Annotated in this window: 18 protein-coding genes and 1 rRNA gene; all 19 read right to left on the reverse strand. The window is 47.8% G+C overall.

Annotation, left to right across the window (positions count from 1 at the left end):
* Positions 1 to 70, reverse strand: a 16S ribosomal RNA gene (locus AC58QD_RS30740); the annotation flags it as partial.
* Between the two features lie 263 nt (positions 71 to 333).
* On the reverse strand, positions 334 to 1,836 hold the full coding sequence (gene lysS, locus AC58QD_RS30745) for a lysine--tRNA ligase (protein ID WP_497338870.1): 1,503 nt from the start codon (positions 1,834 to 1,836) through the stop codon (positions 334 to 336).
* A gap of 100 nt (positions 1,837 to 1,936) precedes the next feature.
* The gene (gene greA, locus AC58QD_RS30750; protein WP_497338871.1) at positions 1,937 to 2,413 is read right to left on the reverse strand and encodes a transcription elongation factor GreA; all 477 of its coding nucleotides are present in this window, start codon (positions 2,411 to 2,413) and stop codon (positions 1,937 to 1,939) included.
* 256 nt (positions 2,414 to 2,669) lie between these two features.
* Positions 2,670 to 3,677 (reverse strand): tRNA dihydrouridine synthase DusB, encoded by a 1,008-nt coding sequence (dusB, locus tag AC58QD_RS30755; RefSeq protein ID WP_497338872.1) that lies wholly within the window; start codon positions 3,675 to 3,677, stop codon positions 2,670 to 2,672.
* Positions 3,677 to 3,901: a helix-turn-helix domain-containing protein gene (locus AC58QD_RS30760; protein WP_497338873.1), complete on the reverse strand. Its 225-nt coding sequence runs from the start codon at positions 3,899 to 3,901 to the stop codon at positions 3,677 to 3,679. The genes dusB and AC58QD_RS30760 overlap by 1 nt, the downstream gene beginning before the upstream one ends.
* Positions 3,871 to 4,425 carry a 2-amino-4-hydroxy-6-hydroxymethyldihydropteridine diphosphokinase gene (folK, locus tag AC58QD_RS30765; RefSeq protein WP_497338874.1) on the reverse strand — a complete coding sequence of 185 codons (555 nt, stop codon included), beginning with the start codon at positions 4,423 to 4,425 and terminating at the stop codon, positions 3,871 to 3,873. Before folK ends, AC58QD_RS30760 begins: the two co-directional genes overlap by 31 nt.
* Positions 4,426 to 4,428: 3 nt before the next feature.
* Positions 4,429 to 4,791: a dihydroneopterin aldolase gene (gene folB / locus AC58QD_RS30770; RefSeq protein ID WP_497338875.1), complete on the reverse strand. Its 363-nt coding sequence runs from the start codon at positions 4,789 to 4,791 to the stop codon at positions 4,429 to 4,431.
* Complete coding sequence (gene folP / locus AC58QD_RS30775; protein ID WP_497338933.1) at positions 4,778 to 5,608, reverse strand: dihydropteroate synthase; 831 nt, start codon at positions 5,606 to 5,608, stop codon at positions 4,778 to 4,780. The genes folB and folP overlap by 14 nt, the downstream gene beginning before the upstream one ends.
* An 82-nt stretch (positions 5,609 to 5,690) precedes the next feature.
* A complete protein-coding gene (gene pabC, locus AC58QD_RS30780) occupies positions 5,691 to 6,569 on the reverse strand; it encodes an aminodeoxychorismate lyase (protein WP_497338876.1) in 879 nt (292 codons plus the stop codon).
* Positions 6,566 to 7,135: an aminodeoxychorismate/anthranilate synthase component II gene (pabA, locus tag AC58QD_RS30785; protein WP_497338877.1), complete on the reverse strand. Its 570-nt coding sequence runs from the start codon at positions 7,133 to 7,135 to the stop codon at positions 6,566 to 6,568. The genes pabC and pabA overlap by 4 nt, the downstream gene beginning before the upstream one ends.
* Positions 7,132 to 8,721 (reverse strand): anthranilate synthase component I family protein, encoded by a 1,590-nt coding sequence (locus AC58QD_RS30790; RefSeq protein WP_497338878.1) that lies wholly within the window; start codon positions 8,719 to 8,721, stop codon positions 7,132 to 7,134. Before AC58QD_RS30790 ends, pabA begins: the two co-directional genes overlap by 4 nt.
* A 94-nt stretch (positions 8,722 to 8,815) precedes the next feature.
* The gene (gene cysK, locus AC58QD_RS30795; protein WP_497338879.1) at positions 8,816 to 9,754 is read right to left on the reverse strand and encodes a cysteine synthase A; all 939 of its coding nucleotides are present in this window, start codon (positions 9,752 to 9,754) and stop codon (positions 8,816 to 8,818) included.
* A 116-nt stretch (positions 9,755 to 9,870) separates the two neighbouring features.
* Positions 9,871 to 10,824, reverse strand: a complete 954-nt coding sequence (locus tag AC58QD_RS30800; RefSeq protein ID WP_497338880.1) for a peptidylprolyl isomerase — start codon at positions 10,822 to 10,824, stop codon at positions 9,871 to 9,873.
* 55 nt (positions 10,825 to 10,879) lie between these two features.
* Entirely contained in the window at positions 10,880 to 11,755 is an 876-nt protein-coding gene (hslO, locus tag AC58QD_RS30805; protein WP_497338881.1) for an Hsp33 family molecular chaperone HslO, read from the reverse strand.
* A gap of 15 nt (positions 11,756 to 11,770) precedes the next feature.
* Positions 11,771 to 12,535, reverse strand: a complete 765-nt coding sequence (locus tag AC58QD_RS30810) for a type III pantothenate kinase (RefSeq protein ID WP_497338882.1) — start codon at positions 12,533 to 12,535, stop codon at positions 11,771 to 11,773.
* Positions 12,532 to 13,410, reverse strand: coding sequence for a carboxylating nicotinate-nucleotide diphosphorylase (nadC, locus tag AC58QD_RS30815; RefSeq protein ID WP_497338883.1), 879 nt, complete (start codon positions 13,408 to 13,410; stop codon positions 12,532 to 12,534). The genes AC58QD_RS30810 and nadC overlap by 4 nt, the downstream gene beginning before the upstream one ends.
* Entirely contained in the window at positions 13,403 to 15,013 is a 1,611-nt protein-coding gene (gene nadB / locus AC58QD_RS30820) for an L-aspartate oxidase (protein ID WP_497338884.1), read from the reverse strand. The genes nadC and nadB overlap by 8 nt, the downstream gene beginning before the upstream one ends.
* Positions 15,014 to 15,049: 36 nt before the next feature.
* The gene (gene nadA / locus AC58QD_RS30825; protein ID WP_497338885.1) at positions 15,050 to 15,988 is read right to left on the reverse strand and encodes a quinolinate synthase NadA; all 939 of its coding nucleotides are present in this window, start codon (positions 15,986 to 15,988) and stop codon (positions 15,050 to 15,052) included.
* A 265-nt stretch (positions 15,989 to 16,253) separates the two neighbouring features.
* Entirely contained in the window at positions 16,254 to 18,224 is a 1,971-nt protein-coding gene (gene ftsH, locus AC58QD_RS30830; protein WP_497338886.1) for an ATP-dependent zinc metalloprotease FtsH, read from the reverse strand.
* Positions 18,225 to 18,318 lie beyond the last annotated feature (94 nt).

Below are 18,318 nucleotides of genomic sequence, written 5' to 3' on the forward strand. Positions count from 1 at the left end.
TCCGCTCGACTTGCATGTATTAGGCACGCCGCCAGCGTTCGTCCTGAGCCAGGATCAAACTCTCCATAAAGGTAGAAATTTGACTTGCTCTTAAAACGAGTCTAGCTTGTTATCGACCATTTGGCCGTTAAAACTTGCACGTTCGTTGTTCAGTTTTCAAGGAACAATCTCTTGCTTGTTGGCACCGTTTCAGCGGCGACCTATATAAGATATCATAAAGCTTATCCGGATTGCAAGTGTTATTTTTAATAAAATTTCCGACACAAAAAGAAACGCCCAGATAACGAAGGACTACTTCGTTTATCTAGACGTATTGTATGCCTAACAAGCCGGTTAATCCAAGCTGCGATCCCGCATAGATGGGAACAACAACACATCACGAATAGACGGAGAATCGGTCAATAGCATCACCAATCGATCGATCCCGATTCCGAGTCCTCCTGTTGGAGGCATGCCATACTCAAGTGCACGGAGGAAGTCTTCGTCCATCTCATGCGCTTCGTCGTTGCCATGCTCACGCTCAACAAGCTGAGCTTCGAACCGCTCACGCTGATCGATCGGATCGTTCAATTCCGTGAATGCATTCGCATGCTCACGGCCCACGATGAATAGCTCGAACCTGTCAGTGAACCGCGGATCTTGTTCATTTTTCTTGGCTAGTGGAGAAATAGCAACTGGATGACCCGTAATGAAGGTAGGCTGAATTAGTGTAGGCTCAACAAAATGCTCAAAGAAAGCATTCACGATATGCCCGAAAGTCATGTTGGTCTCAACTGGCACCTTATGCTCCTTAGCCAAACGATGCGCTTCCTCATCACTAATAGGCTCATTGAAGTTGACTCCAACTACTTCACGGATAGCATCCACCATAGAGATACGGCGCCAAGGCGTTGTTAAGCTGACAGGTTGACCTTGATACGTGATTTCCGTAGAGCCGAGCAGCTCTTGTGATAAATGTGCAATCAGGTTCTCTGTCAAACTCATTATATCCAAGTAATCCGCATAGGCCTCGTACAATTCAATCATCGTAAATTCCGGATTATGGCGGGTCGAAACTCCCTCATTCCGGTATACGCGGCCAATCTCATATACTTTCTCAAGACCGCCGACGATCAATCGCTTCAGGTGCAGCTCAATCGCGATACGCATGTGCAATTGCATATCCAGGGCATTATGATGCGTAATAAACGGACGTGCAGCCGCTCCACCTGCAACTGAATGCAGCGTAGGTGTCTCCACTTCCAAGTAACCTTGCGCATCCAGATAACGGCGCATCGCCGAAATAATTTTGGATCGCAGAATAAACGTGTCCTGTACTTCAGGATTAACGATAAGATCGACATAACGCTGGCGATAGCGAAGCTCCACATCCTTTAACCCGTGGAATTTCTCAGGCAATGGATAGATCGACTTAGAGAGAACCTCTAGTGAATTAACCTTTATTGAAGTTTCGCCTGTCTTGGTTTTGAATACCGTTCCTTTAACCCCTACGATATCGCCGAGATCCAGGATATCAAACGCTTTGTACAATGTACTGCCGATCGCATCTTCTCGGACATAGATCTGAATTTTTCCAGTCAAGTCCTGAATATGGGCAAAGCTGGCTTTCCCCATTCCGCGCTTCTGCATGATCCGGCCAGCAACTGTAACTTCAACGTCCTTAGCTTCCAATTCTTCTTTGGGCATTGGCTCGTATTCGCTCAAGATCGCCTTGGCGTGATGGCTGCGCTCGAACTTTTTGCCGAAGGGATCAACGCCTAATTTGCGAAGCTCGTCCAATTTGTTGCGTCGGATGACCAATAATTCGTTCTCATTCAATTCCAATTCCTGACTCATTCTTATTCACTCCTATAAATAACCGATGTAAAGCCGGACACGTCTTAACCTAAAGCTCGATTAAACAAAAAAGCTCCCGAAGGAAGCTTATCCGTTGGCGTTACTTCTTAATGTCGATAATCTTATACTGGATGACCCCTGCAGGAACCTGTACGTCTACGACCGCATCTCTTTTCTTGCCTAACAACGCCCTGCCTACAGGACTTTCATTAGAAATCTTGTTAAGCAATGGGTCAGATTCGGCTGTGCCCACGATCGTATATTCGACATTCTCATTGAATTCCATATCTTCAAGGGTCACGATACTGCCTACACTGACAGTTTCGATATCCACATCGTCGTTATTAATAATTCTAGCATTACGTAACATCTTCTCAAGTGTGATAACGCGTCCTTCAATAAAGGCCTGTTCGTTCTTAGCATCCTCATATTCCGAGTTCTCGCTAATATCACCGTATCCAATCGCTACCTTAATCCGTTCGGCCACTTCACGACGTTTCACGGATTTCAAAAACTCAAGCTCATCTTCAAGCCTCTTTAGGCCATCAAGTGTAAGAAGGACTTCCTTTTCTGACATATTAACAAATCTCCCGTCATGTGAAGATTTTCATACTGGGAACCGTAGCATCGATTACGTATGAATTTCACTCATTTAATATATTAACCATGTCAGCCCAAGATGACAGTAGGAAAGTATGGTTTTACCGGAAGCCAATCATCTATTGGATGATTATATTTCAACCCGAATGAAATGTCAATCGCAACCAATCCGGGTAAAACCATGGTTTTACCCGTTCTATTCCGCTGTTTCCTGGACCTTTCCCAAGTAGACTTTAGTGAACTAATGCTTGTGAATCTTCCTCTTGGTCGGCTTCTCCGCTATTCACAAACTCGAGCAAGGTGTGGGCCATCTGATCACGACGAGTATGCTCCATCACAGAGTCCTTGACGCGAGCTGAGCCGCGCAACCCTTTTAAATACCAGGCCATGTGCTTGCGCATTTCCCTAACCGCCACGTTCTCACCCTTCAAATCGACCAATCGATCCAAATGAAGCAGAGCAATACGCATTTTCTCAGCTGCGCCTGGTTCCGGCAGCAGTTCTCCGGTAGTTAAATATTGAATAGTCCGATAGAGCATCCAGGGATTGCCGAGCGCCGCACGACCGATCATTACGCCGTCACAGCCTGTATGATCCAATAGCTTCTTGGCGTCCTCAGGCGTGAAAACATCACCGTTACCAATGACCGGAATCGAAACCGACTCCTTCACTTCCTTGATAATATCCCAGTTGGCTTTGCCGCTGTACATCTGTACTCTTGTCCGGCCGTGCACACTGACAGCAGAACCGCCGCCGTTCTCTACGGCCTTGGCATTCTGCACTGCATAAACGTGATCATCATCCCAGCCGATTCGCATTTTAACCGTAACAGGTTTGTTCACGGAACGGACAACCTCGGTGACCATCTTCTCAATTTTTGCAGGATCGAGCAACCAGCGAGCCCCGGCATCGCACTTCGTTATCTTGGGTACGGGGCAGCCCATATTAATATCTATGATATCTGCATTGGTGTGCTGATCGACAATCTTCGCTGCTTCAACGAGTGATTGGGTGTCGCCTCCGAATATTTGGAGACTGAGCGGTTTCTCACGTTCGTCTACGTAAAGCATTTCCATGGTGCGTTGATTGCCGTGGAGAATGGCCTTGTCGCTTACCATCTCCGCGCACACCAACCCGCAGCCGAATTCCTTCGCGATTAGTCGGAATGCAGGGTTGCACACGCCAGCCATTGGCGCCAACACGACATTGTTATTAGTAGATACGTTCCCGATTTGTAACATTATTGATCCTCTCCTTCCTTACGTACTGGCAATAGTTCTGCAGGGTCTATGTTGAGTGCATCCGCAATCTTTTGCATAATTCTTGCTTCAGCTTTGCGGCTTCCCCGCTCAATTGCCCCTAATATAGCTATAGAAACGCCCATTCGCTGAGCCAATTCATCTTGAGTAAATCCTTTTAGCTTACGAAAAGCTCTTACGCGTTGGGCGATTTGGTTCTTTTCCACAGTCTAACGCCTTCCTTTCCTTCCAGTTTGTCCAGATCCTGCTCCAGAGAAACAGCATCTTCCGGTTGCATTGGACGAAGAACATCGAGCAGCGGAATGAGCACGAAAGCACGTTCCCGCATACGAGGGTGAGGGACCGATAGTTCAGCAGATTGGACCTCCACCCTGTCATAGCCCGTATCCATACCCGTGGTACTTCCCTCGTATAAAAGTAATAAATCGAGATCAATAGTGCGGGGGCCCCAACGAATATCTCGTGTTCGACCTAATCTCAACTCAGCAGCGGCCATCTCGTGATAAAGCTGGCTGGGAGATAATCCGGTACGGACCGCGATAACTTGATTAAGAAAAGCAGCTTGCTCCAAGTAACCTACAGGATCTGTTTCATATATGGGGGACTCACTGGCTATTTCAACTGACGGGTGCTGCTGAAGTTGATCTTTTGCATCAGCAAGAAATTGTTCTCTCTCCCCTTGGTTCGAGCCAAGTCCGATGTATGCAATATAAATGTGCTGCTGTACCACGATTCATGCCCGCTTTCTAAGAATGTGCACGGTAACCCCTTCGAAATGAGTGTCGAAAGGGGGGTGAGGCTTCGTTAATCGAACCGCGACATCATTTACACTAGTATACTGATGCAGCAGATCGGATGCAATGGCTTCCGCCAAAGCCTCAATTAGACGGAACGGCTCGCCCTGGACTATGGCTTTCACCCGTTCGTATACCTCGGCATAATTGACCGTGTGGTTCAGATCGTCTGACTGACCAGCCCGAGCAAGGTCGATCGACAGCTCAACATCCGCATGAAACCGCTGGCCAAGCTTGTTTTCTTCTGGGAATACACCATGATAGCCGTAAAATTGCATGCCTTTCAATTCAATTTTGTCCATCTCTATATCCGCCTCTCACAATGGCATCGGCCATTATTGCAATACGCTTCATTTCTCGGACGTCATGAACCCTTACGATGTTGCACCCTTGGGCAATCCCAAGCGCTACTGTAGTTGCCGTTCCTTCTACTGTATCATTGGCGGGAAGCTGCAGCGTTTTTTGAATGACGCTCTTCCTGGAAGTTGCTAGAAGGATAGGGTATCCGAGCTCTGCGATAAGGTACATATTGGACAGCAATAACAAATTCTGTTCATATGACTTGGCAAATCCGATTCCGGGATCCAATATGATCTGTTCGGAAGAGACACCTGCATTTAATGCGATCCTGACGCTGCTGCGCAAATCTTCGACTACATCTAGCAGAAAATCATTATATTCAGCCTTCTGGCGGTTATGCATTAGCACCACTGGGCATTTATAAGTTATTGCAACTTGGGCTAAGTCGGTGTCGCCTCGAAAGCCCCATATATCGTTGATGATATGAGCGCCCGCTTCCAAAGCCTGCCTGGCAACTTCAGCTTTATAGGTGTCCACGGAGATCGGAACTGGCAACCCTGCTTTCACCAGAGCAGCTACGACAGGTACAACTCTCGATAATTCATCCTCCACCGATACCTTGGCGGCTCCAGGGCGTGTAGATTCCCCTCCAATATCAATAATATCGGCTCCCTCCGCTACCATTTGCATAGCCCGCTTAACGGCAACATCAGGGGAACTGTAAAGTCCGCCATCGGAGAATGAATCTGGGGTCACGTTAAGAATCCCCATAATTAGAGTTCGACTGCGCATATCCAGCGTCAGATTCCGACAAGCCATGACGTGTCCTCCACGAAGCACCCTATCATGTTGGACAGGTTTCCACAAAGGTAATGACAGGAACGATGCGGTATCTAACTTCTCATTCATAAGTACACCTCCTGTAAGCTTCCATTAGCTGCCGGGTCCAAGGTTCTGCTTCGTTAAGCCCCTTACCTACTACAGTTACTTCTCCTTGCCCGTCGAAACACTTGCAAATAGGCACTAACTCTTGAATGGAGTTGGTTATGAACAACTCCTCTGAAGCCGCAACTTCATCCCAACGATACCAACCCTCTTCAGTTGGAAGACCGATCTGAGCGGCCAGCTCCAATACGAGTCCTCTTGTGATCCCTGGAAGAATCCCTGTGTCCAGATGAGGCGTGCATAATACGCCGTCTCGAATAAGGAACACATTACTGACGATACCCTCCGCCGCAAAACCCCGCTGATCCAAAAAAAGCCCTTCAGCCCCTACGGCCCAAGGATAGCCTAGCATTTCCCGCTTTGCTCCTATATTATTCATATAGTGGAATGATTTCAAACGAACCGCACCTTCTGGTGTATTGCGAGTAGTTTGCAATAGCTGCAGCGGCTTCCCCCTTACCAGAACGCTTGGATCAGAAGGCGGCAAATCCTTGATATAAATAATGACGTTGGGGTGGTTGTAGGAGGACGCAGGAAGACCAAGGGCTTCCGTTCCAGCAGACACAGAGAGTCTGATATAAGCTTCTTCCAGATTGTTCGCTTCGAGCAGCAGAGCAATCTGTTCACGAAGCTCCGCCTCATCCGGCCTATACTCAATAGCAAGCTGACGACAAGCTTCTGTCAATCGACGCAGATGGCGATCCAGCAGAAAGGGGTGCCCTCCGTAAGTGCGAAACGTCTCGAACACTCCCATCCCATACAAAAAGCCGTGATCATACACCGAGATCACGGCTTCTCGCGCATCTATCACATGGCCATTCATCCAGATTTTCATCGGTTAATCGCTAAAAAATTACGCAGAAGTTGGTGGCCATGATCCGTGATAATCGATTCCGGGTGAAATTGAACACCTTCAATCTGATACTTCTTGTGCCGGAGCCCCATGATCTCCCCTTCTTTGGTCTCTGCCGAGATTTCCAAGCAATCCGGAAGCGTCTCTCTCCGCACAATCAAAGAATGGTATCTGGTGGCGGTATAAGGAGATGGAATACCCTCGAAAATCGAGCGTCCATCATGATAAATCTCAGATGTCTTGCCATGCATCAGCTTGTCCGCTCTTACAACTTCTCCTCCAAATACTTGTCCGATCGATTGGTGACCCAGACACACCCCGAGTATAGGTACTACTCCTTTGAAATGTTCAATTAGTTCTAGGCTGATGCCTGCTTCATTAGGTGTGCACGGTCCCGGCGATATAAGAATATGGGATGGCTTCAGGGCTTCAATGCCGGCCAAGTCGATTTGATCGTTGCGATGTACAACGACTTCCTCGCCAAGCTCCCCTAAATATTGCACCAAATTGTAAGTAAACGAGTCATAATTGTCGATAACCAGAATCATCTCGTCTCAGCTCCTCTCACGCTCTCACTAAACTGAATTGCTTTCCATAACGCCTTAGCTTTGTTCAAGGATTCCATATATTCCAACTCCGGGACCGAATCAATAACGATACCCGCTCCTGCCTGGAATTGTCCGATTCCATCTTGAACAACCATTGTGCGTATAATTATATTTAATTCCATATTCCCATTATAGTCAATCCATCCGATCGAGCCCGTATAAGGCCCTCTCCTTACAGGCTCAAGCTCATCTATGATTTCCATCGTGCGAACTTTCGGCGCACCTGTAATTGTACCGCCGGGAAAGGTAGCTGCGATGGCATCAAATGTGTGTTTACCTTCTGCAAGCTGGCCACGAACGTTAGACACAATATGCATCACATGGGAATAATATTCAATAACCATGAACTCGTCAACCTTTACGGTTCCGTATTGAGAGATACGACCAAGGTCATTACGCAGCAAATCCACTAGCATAACGTGTTCCGCCCGTTCCTTCTCATTGACTATCAGCTCATCCGCCAATCGTATGTCTTCCGCAGCACTGCCGCCTCTTGGACGTGTCCCCGCAATGGGACGTGTCTCCAGAACACCATCGACTAACCGGACAAGTAATTCAGGCGAACCCGAGACAAGGGACAACTCCGGAAAACGAATCAGCCCCATATAAGGGGATGGATTGATCAATCGAAGACATTCATATATATGCTCAGGTGAAGTTTGGAGCTTCCGATCCTGCCTCACCGATAAATTCACTTGAAAAACGTCGCCTTGACTAATATACCGTTGCACTTGCCGAACTGCTTCCATGTAAGCTTCCTTGCTGAATACCTTGATGGTGTCCGTCATGGACTCGACATCAATATGCAGCCAATTGGGGTCCGCAGCGATTTGGGTCAGGCTGTTATTACGGACCATCGCTTCTTCATCTATGGATGCCAATTCATCCAGCTTGTTCCATAGGTCAGCCATTTGCTCTGTGTAAAGCTCTGCTTCTTCATATAGCCGTCTTAAGGTCCCGTCCGATTGAACATCGCCGATCTCATTCGAAGGTAAATGTATATGTACGGTACAGTATACCGAATGCTCTTCATGATCTACGACCCATAGCTCATCTGTTCTCATCCAGTAGTAATCCGGGATTCTGCCATCATCCCGTGCATGCGCAGGCAGCTTCTCAATGGACCGGGCAACATCATATCCCCAATAACCGACACAACCCCCCATGAATTTAGGAGTGCCGGGAACTCTTGGAGAATGATAGGCCGCCATCCACTCCCGTACGACATTCAAAGGCGTGCCTATTGCCTCCATAACTTTACCGCTGACTACACCATTATTGACTTCAAAGTTCGTAATCCAAGCCAGATTACCTCTACCCTGAATGGTAGATGGTGTGCGCAGGCCAAGCATGGTATACCGCCCGCCCTTCCCGCTCTCCAACACAAAAGAGCAAGGATCAGCCATCTTCCAAGCTGGCTCCCATGTAGCCATCCTGTCACGTTGAAGAGGAATTCGACGAATAAATGGCAGGTGTGTATAGCGTTCCGCCCATTGCTGCCATTGTTGCAACGAAGTTAAAATCAAGGAGCCCCCTCCTGACGACTGAAAGAAATTAAACACGCCCCTCGATGCGAGGGGCGCCGTTCATGCTAGTATAACCGATAATCCTATTATTCGTCTATTCGTCGAATTGATACAGTGGAGTGCTCAAGTAACGCTCTCCATTGCTTGGAAGAATAGCGACAACGCGCTTGCCTTTGCCTAGTTCCTTTGCGACCTTAAGCGCTGCGAATATAGCTGCGCCCGAGGAAATGCCGCCCAGAATTCCTTCTTCCTTGGCCACGCGGCGGGAAGTTTCGAAAGCATCTTCATTCTCGACTGTGATAACTTCGTCGTAAATGCTTGTATTCAGAATATCAGGTACGAAGCCCGCACCGATCCCTTGAATTTTGTGAGGACCTGGCTTACCGCCGGAAAGAACAGGGGAAGCGGATGGCTCTACTGCGTAGATCTTGATGTCCGGGAAGTTCTCTTTCAATATGGAACCTGCACCTGTGATCGTGCCGCCTGTTCCAATACCAGAGATGAATGCATCCAGCTTACCGTCATGGCCATTGATCGCTTCCACGATTTCTGGACCTGTAGTTTCAAGATGCACCTTAACATTCGCTTGATTCTTGAATTGTTGCGGAATGAAGTAAGTTGCGTTCTCAGCAGCCAAATCTTCGGCACGCTTGATTGCGCCTTTCATTCCTTCCGGTCCTGGTGTCAGAATCAATTGGGCTCCATAGGCGCGAAGCAGGTTGCGGCGCTCAATACTCATTGTTTCTGGCATTACCAGGATTGCTTTGTAGCCCTTGGCTGCCGCTACCATCGCAAGTCCAATTCCTGTATTTCCGCTCGTAGGCTCGATGATCGTATCGCCGGGTTTTAGCTTGCCTTCCTTCTCAGCCGTCTCGATCATGCTGATCGCAATACGGTCCTTCACGCTAGCTCCCGGGTTCTGATATTCCAATTTAACGTAAATCTCAGCATAGTCGTCAGGAACAACTCGGTTTAATCTAACCAGAGGGGTATCCCCAATTAATTGTGTGATGCTTTGTACTAATTTCGCCATCGTAAACCCTCCCAAGGTCCTAATTATTATTCCGAGTAAAACTGTCGGCTTTATTACTTTTTATCTTATCAATGGGCCTATTGAATGTCAACACTAATTTGTCAGGAGAAGCCAAATTATTTGAATTCTGGCATAAGGACTGTCGCCTTGTGACTCTCCCGTATTCTATTCAACAGTTCCTTCAACGGAACAGCCTTCTGCAGCGCTAACTCATGACGTATAAACTCCCTGGTATCCGCGTCGATAGTCTTATTCGTTTCTTTTTTCTCTAATAGCTGCAATATCACAAATCCATTCTTAGAAGGAATCGGTTTGCTAAGCTCGTTTACCTTCAGCGTGCGGGCTGTCTGAACGATATAAGGAGGCAGGAACGGATCTGTGTCCTCGACCCACCCTATATCCCCGCCCTGCCTTGCCGACTCTGTATCTGTTGAACGCTCTTTGGCCAATACACCGAAATCATATCCATTGTTCCAATCCACTATGAACTGGTTAGCTTCTTCCTTGGTTTTGACCTCCGCCTTCAGCAGATGATAACGAATGAAGCTCTTGAATTCCTCCGGATGCTCCTGTATGTACTTTTGCACTTCAGCATCAGAGACTTTGATATTCCTCGTCGCAAGCCGCTCCAAGAGCAGCTTGTAATACACATCTTCACTAAGCTCCGATTTGGTCAAGCCCAACTGCTCTTTCATCGATTTGTAAAAGTCTTCCTCGCTCTCATACCCGTGCTGCATACGTACTAATTCTTTATCTATTTCTTCACGCGTCACTTTGACTTGTAGTTCACCGGCTTCTTGACGAATCGCTTCCCGATCTATCAGTAAGTTCAACAGCTCCGCTCCATACTTATCTTGCAAGCGGCTTATCAGATCTTGATATTTAATCTTAGTGTCACCGACAATGGCAACGACTTGCTCCGGATTCTTCTGCCCGCCTTGATTAGGGGATACAGTAGGCTGCGGAGGATTCGTTTGCGCTTGTTTCCCATTGCTCAGCAAGATCGTCAGTACCAGTATGCAGGCCAGCAAGAATACGATTGCTCCCCAAAGAAGTTTGACACTCCTCATCCTGATTTCTCCTCTATCTCTTATCCCAATTTCTACCGATTATAACATTCTTTCTCTATGTTGTTTTGTTAATTAAAGCTTGCAGCTGTTGTTCGTCAAAATGATAAGCTTCGTTGCAGAAATGACATACGACCTCAGCCTGCCCTTGCTCCTCAAGTAGAGACTCCAGCTCTTCACGGCCTAAGCTGACCAAGGTCTGCTCCACACGCTCCTGCGAGCATTTGCAGCGAAAATGAAGCTCCATCCGTTCTTTCACCTCAACACCCTCAAGCAGCTCTTCGAGAATTTGCTCCAACTGCTTCCCCTCATCCAACATCGCCGTAATAGGAGGAAGCTGGGACAACCGGACTTCGAGCTCACCGATTTCTTCATCGGTCATGCCAGGCATAAGTTGAATAATGAATCCGCCAGATGCCTTCACAGAAGAGTCAATATCTACTAGAACACCTAATGCTACTGCAGAAGGAGTCTGCTCGGATTTGGCAAAATAGTATGTGAAATCATCGCCAAGCTCACCCGAAACAATGGGGGTGCTGCCGCGGTAAGGCTCCTTCATGCCAAGATCTTTAATAATGTAGATAAAGCCGTCCATTCCGACAGCTCCTCTAACGTCCAGCTTGCCTTTCTCATTAAGAGGAAGATCTACTGTAGGATCGTCCACATATCCGCGAAGATCCCCTTTGGCATTGGCATCCACGACGATTTGCCCTATGGGACCATCTCCCTTTACCTGCACAGTCAGCTTCTCTTCACCTTTCATCATTGCGCCCATCATGGCACCAGCCGTTAACGTACGTCCCAAAGCCGCTGTCGCTACTGGGCTGGTATGATGCCGACCACGCAGCTCCTCCAGTATACCGGTGGTATTAGCAGCAAAAGCTCTTACCTTACCGTCTAATGCAGTTCCGCGTATCAAATAATTTTGTTGCATCTAATGTCCTCCGCTCTAGCTGTTTCGTTCATATATGATTTGCAAGCCTTGAAGGGTCAACAATGGATTCACGATCTGAATCGTCCGAGACTCTCCGGAGATCAACTCGGCCAAACCGCCTGTCGCCACAACCTTAGTCTTTGTCTTATATTCTTCCTCGATTCGTTGAACAATACCGTCTACTTGGCCGGCAAACCCAAAAATGATCCCGGCTTGCATCGACGTTACCGTACTGCGCCCTACTGTGCTTTTAGGCCTAACGAGCTCAATCCGAGGCAATTTGGCGGCCTTCTGATACAAAGCTTCCGTTGAAATCCCAATTCCAGGCGCTATTGCCCCGCCAATATATTGGGCCTTCTCATCAATGTAGCAAAAAGTAGTGGCTGTGCCGAAATCGACGACGATGAGAGGCGGTCCATACAGCTCAATGGCAGCTACCGCATTTACGATGCGATCCGCTCCTACTTCACGCGGGTTCTCATAACGGATGTTCAGCCCTGTTCGGGTGCCAGGCCCCACGAACATCGCTTTTTTATGCAAATATTTATCGCAGATATTTTCTAAAATATGAATCATAGGAGGCACAACGGATGAAATCATCACACCTTTAATTTGATTAACCGTTATGCCTGCGTAATGAAACAAATTGTAAAACATGATGCCATACTCATCTACGGTTGAAGAGCGGTTCGTGCTTACTCTCCAATGGTGAAGCAGCTGCTTTCCCTCATATAGACCAAGTACAATGTTAGTATTCCCTACATCGACGACCAGAATCATGCGCTGGGCCCCTTCTTAGTGTCAAGATCCAAGCTGATATCTAGTGATTGAACTGAATAGGTTAATCGTCCGACGGATATGACGTCCACTCCAGTGAGTGCTATCGAATGCAACGTCTCCAGCGTAACAGAGCCTGATGCTTCGATAATGACATGGGGAGCCGCTTGACGAATACGTTTCACTGCTTCCGTCATTCGCCCGTTATCCATATTATCGAGCAAGATGATGTCTGCTCCGGCCGAAATGGCCTGCTCCATCTCATCGAATGATTCCACTTCCACTTCGATCTTCATGGTATGCGGAATGCCCTCACGTGCTGCGCGAACGGCTAATTCAATGCCTCCCGCACCTTTAATATGATTATCCTTGATCATAACCGCATCATAGAGACCGAACCGGTGATTGTGCCCTCCGCCTACACGAACAGCATACTTCTCCAACATGCGATGTCCAGGCGTTGTCTTGCGAGTATCGACCAGACGAACAGGCAGGTTCTCTAATGCATTCACATATTCATTCGTGCGTGTTGCAATTCCAGATAAACGTTGCATCAGATTCAGAGCAAGCCGTTCCCCAAGTAGGATACTCCTGGCGCTGCCGCTTACTTCAGCCAGGACCGTGCCCTTGGTAACGGATTCTCCCTCTTCAACCAACGGAACAAACTGCAGTTCTGGATCCACGATTGCAAAAACTTGTTTCGCTATAGGCAGTCCTGCAATGGTGCCGGATTCCTTCACATGAATAATACCTTTAGACCGGCGGTCCAAAGGTATAGTCGTCGCTGTCGTCATATCGCCAGTACCAATGTCTTCCTCTAACCATAGACGGATATTCCGGCTCAAAAGTTCCTGATTCAACAACATTTCTTTAGTCATGAATGCGTTCCTCCGTAAACCCTTTATCTCGTTCCATCACGATATGTTTGCGCCAGATCAGATCATCCCTCTCAGGGAAATCTTGACGATAATGTCCGCCCCGGCTCTCTTCCCGATTCAAGGCCGATTGCGTCGTTAGTAATGCGCATGTGAGCAGATTGGCAAATTCAATTTCTTCCCTCTTCGTAAGGCAAGACTCGAATACTGACAATTGTCGTTTCAGCTCCTCGAGACCCTTCTCTAACCCCTTGGCATTTCGAACCAACCCGACGTACCTAAGCATGATCTTCTGCAGCTTCAACCGTTTCTCCACAATGGCTTGCATAGGCCCTACCGGTTTATGGCTATGTTCTGAAAAGTCATCTGTTACATCCTGATCCGTTAATCCTGCGATATGCTGAATGATACGACGGCCGAATACGATTGCTTCGGATAATGAATTGCTTGCCAGTCGATTCGCTCCGTGGACACCGGTAGAGGACACTTCTCCGCAAGCATATAACCGTTTAATGGAAGTCTGCCCGTTCAAATCGGTCCGAATCCCGCCCATCATATAATGAGCCGCTGGTGCAACAGGAATCCAATCGGTAGTCACGTCCAGACCATAGGTCAAGCAATATTCGTAAATATTAGGAAACCGGTGTCTCACCATATCTGCAGATTCGTGCGTAATATCAATATACACGAAAGTAGATTTGGTATCCTCCATTTCATTCACAATCGCTCTGGCCACAATATCTCGCGGAGCCAGCTCGAGTAGCGGGTGCACCTTTTCCATGAACCGCTCTCCCTTAATGTTGCGCAGAACAGCTCCTTCTCCACGCAGAGCTTCTGAGATTAAGAAGCGCGGAGCTCCTGGGTAACACAGGGAGGTAGGATGGAATTGTACGAATTCCATGTCGCGAATTAACGCACCTGCTCGATAGGCCATGGCAATCCCGTCACCTGTGGCGATTTCCGGGTTGGTCGTGTATCTGTATAACTGTCCAGTGCCGCCGGAGCACAAGATAATAGCCTTTGCCTGCACATAGATGCGTTGCCCGTCCGGCTTTTGAACCAGAACCCCTTTACACTCATTCTGATAAGTTATTAAGTCAATCACATAATGATCGTCCCATATTTGAATCTTCTCGCTTTGTTTCGTCTTCTCCGACAGGGCACGCACAATCTCTGCCCCTGTGGCATCCCCCTGTGCATGCAGAATACGTCGTTGGCTATGAGCACCTTCCTTGGTAAGAGCGAACTCGCCGTTCTCCAGATCGAATTGGGTACCCAACCGAATAAGATCCTTAACGCCTTCGGGTCCTTCATGTACAAGCACATCTACGGCTTCATGGTCACACAGCCCGGCTCCAGCAATTAACGTATCCTGCCGGTGATATTCTGGCGAATCTTCATCTGAGATTACGGCTGCAATTCCCCCTTGGGCATAACGGGTATTGCTGTCCAGCAAGGATTTCTTCGTTATCATAAGCACTTCATGCGTTTCACTGGCTCGGATAGCTGTGAATAATCCCGCGATCCCCGCGCCAATAACTACAACATCCGTTTGTACATGAGGCAGCTCATCAAGCGAGAAATCGACCAAATAACGTGGTATCATACCATTCACCTTTTATGGGCAAGAGAGTAGCGCATGCTACTTAACTTGTAACATGCGCTCTAGGGAGAGTCGTGCTTGTTCAGCAACTTGAGGCGGTACATAGATTTGTGGTTGCATCGTCTCCATGCAACGAACAATTTTCTTAAGATTGTTTACTTTCATATTCGGGCATACGAGAAATTTAGTAGCAAAGTGGAAGGTCTTGTTCGGGCTATCCATTCTTAATTGATACCCTGTTCCATCCTCTGTACCGACTATAAATTCCTGGCAGTCCGATTCTTTACAATATTTGATAATGGCAGTAGTGCTTCCTACAAAATCACCAAGCTGTACAACCTCAGGACGACATTCCGGGTGGACGACGAACTGCGCATTCGGGTGTTTGGCTTTCATCTCCATAACATCCTTGACCGTCAACATGTCATGGGTGTTACAGTACCCTTCCCAAATAATCATTTTCTTGTCCGTAAACTTGGATACATAGTCGCCCAGATTTTTGTCCGGCACCCATATGATCTCATCCGAATCCACGGATTGGATAACCTTTACTGCATTAGCTGAAGTACAGCAAATATCAGTCTCCGCCTTAATCTCAGCAGAGGAGTTAATGTATGTCACTACGGCAGCGTTAGGATGCTGTCGCTTAAGCGCTTTGAGGCCTTCGACATTGACCATATCCGCCATGGGGCAACCTGCACGCTCGTCTGGAATAATGACTGTCTTGTTAGGAGCGAGGATCTTAGCGCTCTCCCCCATAAAGTGCACTCCGCAAAATACGATCACCTCAGCATCGGTCTGAGCTGCTTTCTGAGCCAGCAAGAAGGAATCACCTCGAAAATCAGCGACTTCCTGAACTTCATCCCTCTGATAATAGTGGGCAAGTATGATGGCATTCCGTTCCTTCTTGAGCTCAGCAATTCGCTGCTTGAGTTCACGGTTCTGCTCAGCTTTACGCTCTAACGCCAATGCTTCCATGTTAGGTCCCCTTCCTTCCATCCGAATACGTGAAAAAGTTCACGCATTAGTCTATTGTAAAAAATACGTAATTTCTCTTTCTAATATACCCTTATTATGAACAGCGACTTTGCAAAATAGCAGTACTCGCGAAAGGGTACATTTTACAACTAATTTACACAACCTGACACAGACTGTCAATGACCAAAAACCATGATTTTGGCGGGTTAAGAAGGTTGGCTTGTAAAAAATCCGGCATCTCCACGAGGGATTGCCGGATTTCGCTTTATTCATCCTTTGGTTCTTTCTTATCGCGATCGAAATCGAGCTTGTTCGCATCGCCTGTTCCGTCTTGAGTGTTAATGTTAACCTTCAGCTGCTCATCGAAGCTGGCCCAATCATCGGACTTCTCCAGTTCTTTATCCGTCACTTTGCCATGCTCGAGCAATTGAGCGATCTGCTCTCTGTCGAGTGTTTCTCTTTCAAGCAAGGCGTTAGCAATCAAATGAACTTGATCCGCATATTGGGTCAAAATTTCTTTGGCTCTGTTGTAACAACGGCTGATTAGGTTCTGCATTTCTTTGTCGATCTCATAAGCAATCGCATCGCTGTAGTTCTGCTCATGACCAATATCGCGTCCAAGGAATACTTGACCTTGGGTCTGACCGAATTGCATCGGTCCGAGCTTCTCGCTCATTCCATATTCCATGATCATACTGCGAGCAATACCAGTTGCTTTGCGGAAGTCATCAAAAGCCCCGGTTCCAACTTCACCGATGTACATTTCCTCGGATACGCGACCGCCTAGCAATCCAGTTATCCGATCAATCAGTTCGGACTTCGTGGCCAGCAATCGGTCCTCTCCGTCCTTCGGAATACTTAGCACATATCCACCCGCGCGACCGCGAGGCACGATCGTAACCTTGTGCACTACGTCAGCATTCTTCTCATAGTACCCAATGATCGCGTGTCCTGCTTCATGATAAGCTATGGTGCGCTTCTCGCGTTCGCTGATTACACGGCTCTTCTTCTGTGTTCCGACGATAACGCGGTCAAATGCTTCCTCGATCTCATCCATCGAGATATCCTTACGGCTGCGTCGGGCTGCGATCAACGCCGCTTCATTCAGCAGATTCTCCAGATCAGCACCGGTAAACCCAGTGGTATAGCGCGATAACACTTCCAACTTAACGTCCTTATTAAGAGGCTTGTTGCGAGCATGTACCTTAAGTACTGCTTCGCGGCCTTTCACATCTGGGCGATCAACTGTTATCTGACGGTCGAAGCGGCCTGGACGCAAGAGTGCAGGATCCAGAATGTCCGGTCGGTTCGTTGCAGCAACGATAATAATCCCCTCGTTGGCTCCGAAGCCGTCCATCTCAACAAGCAATTGATTGAGCGTCTGCTCGCGTTCGTCATGACCTCCGCCTAATCCGGCGCCGCGTTGGCGTCCGACTGCGTCGATCTCGTCGATAAAGATAATACAAGGCGCATTCTTCTTCGCGTTCTCGAATAGATCACGGACACGGGAAGCACCTACACCAACAAACATCTCTACGAAGTCAGAACCGCTGATGCTGAAGAACGGCGTGCCTGCTTCTCCCGCAACAGCACGAGCTAGAAGCGTCTTCCCTGTTCCCGGAGGCCCTACTAACAAGACCCCTTTGGGGATACGAGCGCCTAAGGCTGCGAACTTGCGTGGATCCTTCAAGAATTCAACTACTTCCACCAGCTCTTGTTTCTCTTCGTCTGCGCCGGCTACATCGTCAAACGTAACCCTCTTCTTCTCTTCATTGTAGAGACGGGCTCGGCTCTTGCCGAAATTCATTACTTTTCCGCCGCCGCCTTGAGCCTGGTTAAGCAAGAAGAAGAACAGGATGAAGATGATGACAAACGGAATAATGGAAGTCAGGAACGTAATCCAGACGTTGTCCCCGTCCATCTTCTCATGGATTTCCTTGTTAACAGTGCTTTGCTCTAATAGATCAATCACCCGTTCACCGAAAGGAGCGTGTGTTTCGAAGAGCAGCTTATCTGTATCTGTAGCGGATTGTTTAAATTTCCCCCGAATCAGATAGGTGTAACCGTCAAACTTAACCGACACTTCATCGACATTATTGTCCTTCAGCTCTTGACGGAACTGGGTATAGTCGATCGTTTGCTTGGTATCGTTCTGATTGCTGATGAAATGAACGATTCCTACGGTAACGAGGAAAATGAGTAAATAAAATCCGGTGTTGCGGATGATCCGATTCATCCCCTACCTCCTCTCAATGACACACGTAATATTTTACCACAGGCGGAGTATGCATCACAATAGAACGAAGATCAGCGATGCATAGCGGCCTTAA

It is taken from the genome of Paenibacillus sp. J2R1T-4, from assembly GCF_059692235.1.

Coding starts and splice junctions, on each gene's coding strand:
- lysS (WP_497338870.1), bottom strand. CDS start 1,836: ATGAGTCAGGAATTGGAATTGAATGAGAACGAATTATTGGTCATCCGA.
- greA (WP_497338871.1), bottom strand. CDS start 2,413: ATGTCAGAAAAGGAAGTCCTTCTTACACTTGATGGCCTAAAGAGGCTT.
- dusB (WP_497338872.1), bottom strand. CDS start 3,677: ATGTTACAAATCGGGAACGTATCTACTAATAACAATGTCGTGTTGGCG.
- folB (WP_497338875.1), bottom strand. CDS start 4,791: ATGGACAAAATTGAATTGAAAGGCATGCAATTTTACGGCTATCATGGT.
- folP (WP_497338933.1), bottom strand. CDS start 5,608: ATGGCTTGTCGGAATCTGACGCTGGATATGCGCAGTCGAACTCTAATT.
- pabC (WP_497338876.1), bottom strand. CDS start 6,569: ATGAAAATCTGGATGAATGGCCATGTGATAGATGCGCGAGAAGCCGTG.
- pabA (WP_497338877.1), bottom strand. CDS start 7,135: ATGATTCTGGTTATCGACAATTATGACTCGTTTACTTACAATTTGGTG.
- cysK (WP_497338879.1), bottom strand. CDS start 9,754: ATGGCGAAATTAGTACAAAGCATCACACAATTAATTGGGGATACCCCT.
- AC58QD_RS30800 (WP_497338880.1), bottom strand. CDS start 10,824: ATGAGGAGTGTCAAACTTCTTTGGGGAGCAATCGTATTCTTGCTGGCC.
- hslO (WP_497338881.1), bottom strand. CDS start 11,755: ATGCAACAAAATTATTTGATACGCGGAACTGCATTAGACGGTAAGGTA.
- AC58QD_RS30810 (WP_497338882.1), bottom strand. CDS start 12,535: ATGATTCTGGTCGTCGATGTAGGGAATACTAACATTGTACTTGGTCTA.
- nadC (WP_497338883.1), bottom strand. CDS start 13,410: ATGACTAAAGAAATGTTGTTGAATCAGGAACTTTTGAGCCGGAATATC.
- nadB (WP_497338884.1), bottom strand. CDS start 15,013: ATGATACCACGTTATTTGGTCGATTTCTCGCTTGATGAGCTGCCTCAT.
- nadA (WP_497338885.1), bottom strand. CDS start 15,988: ATGGAAGCATTGGCGTTAGAGCGTAAAGCTGAGCAGAACCGTGAACTC.
- ftsH (WP_497338886.1), bottom strand. CDS start 18,224: ATGAATCGGATCATCCGCAACACCGGATTTTATTTACTCATTTTCCTC.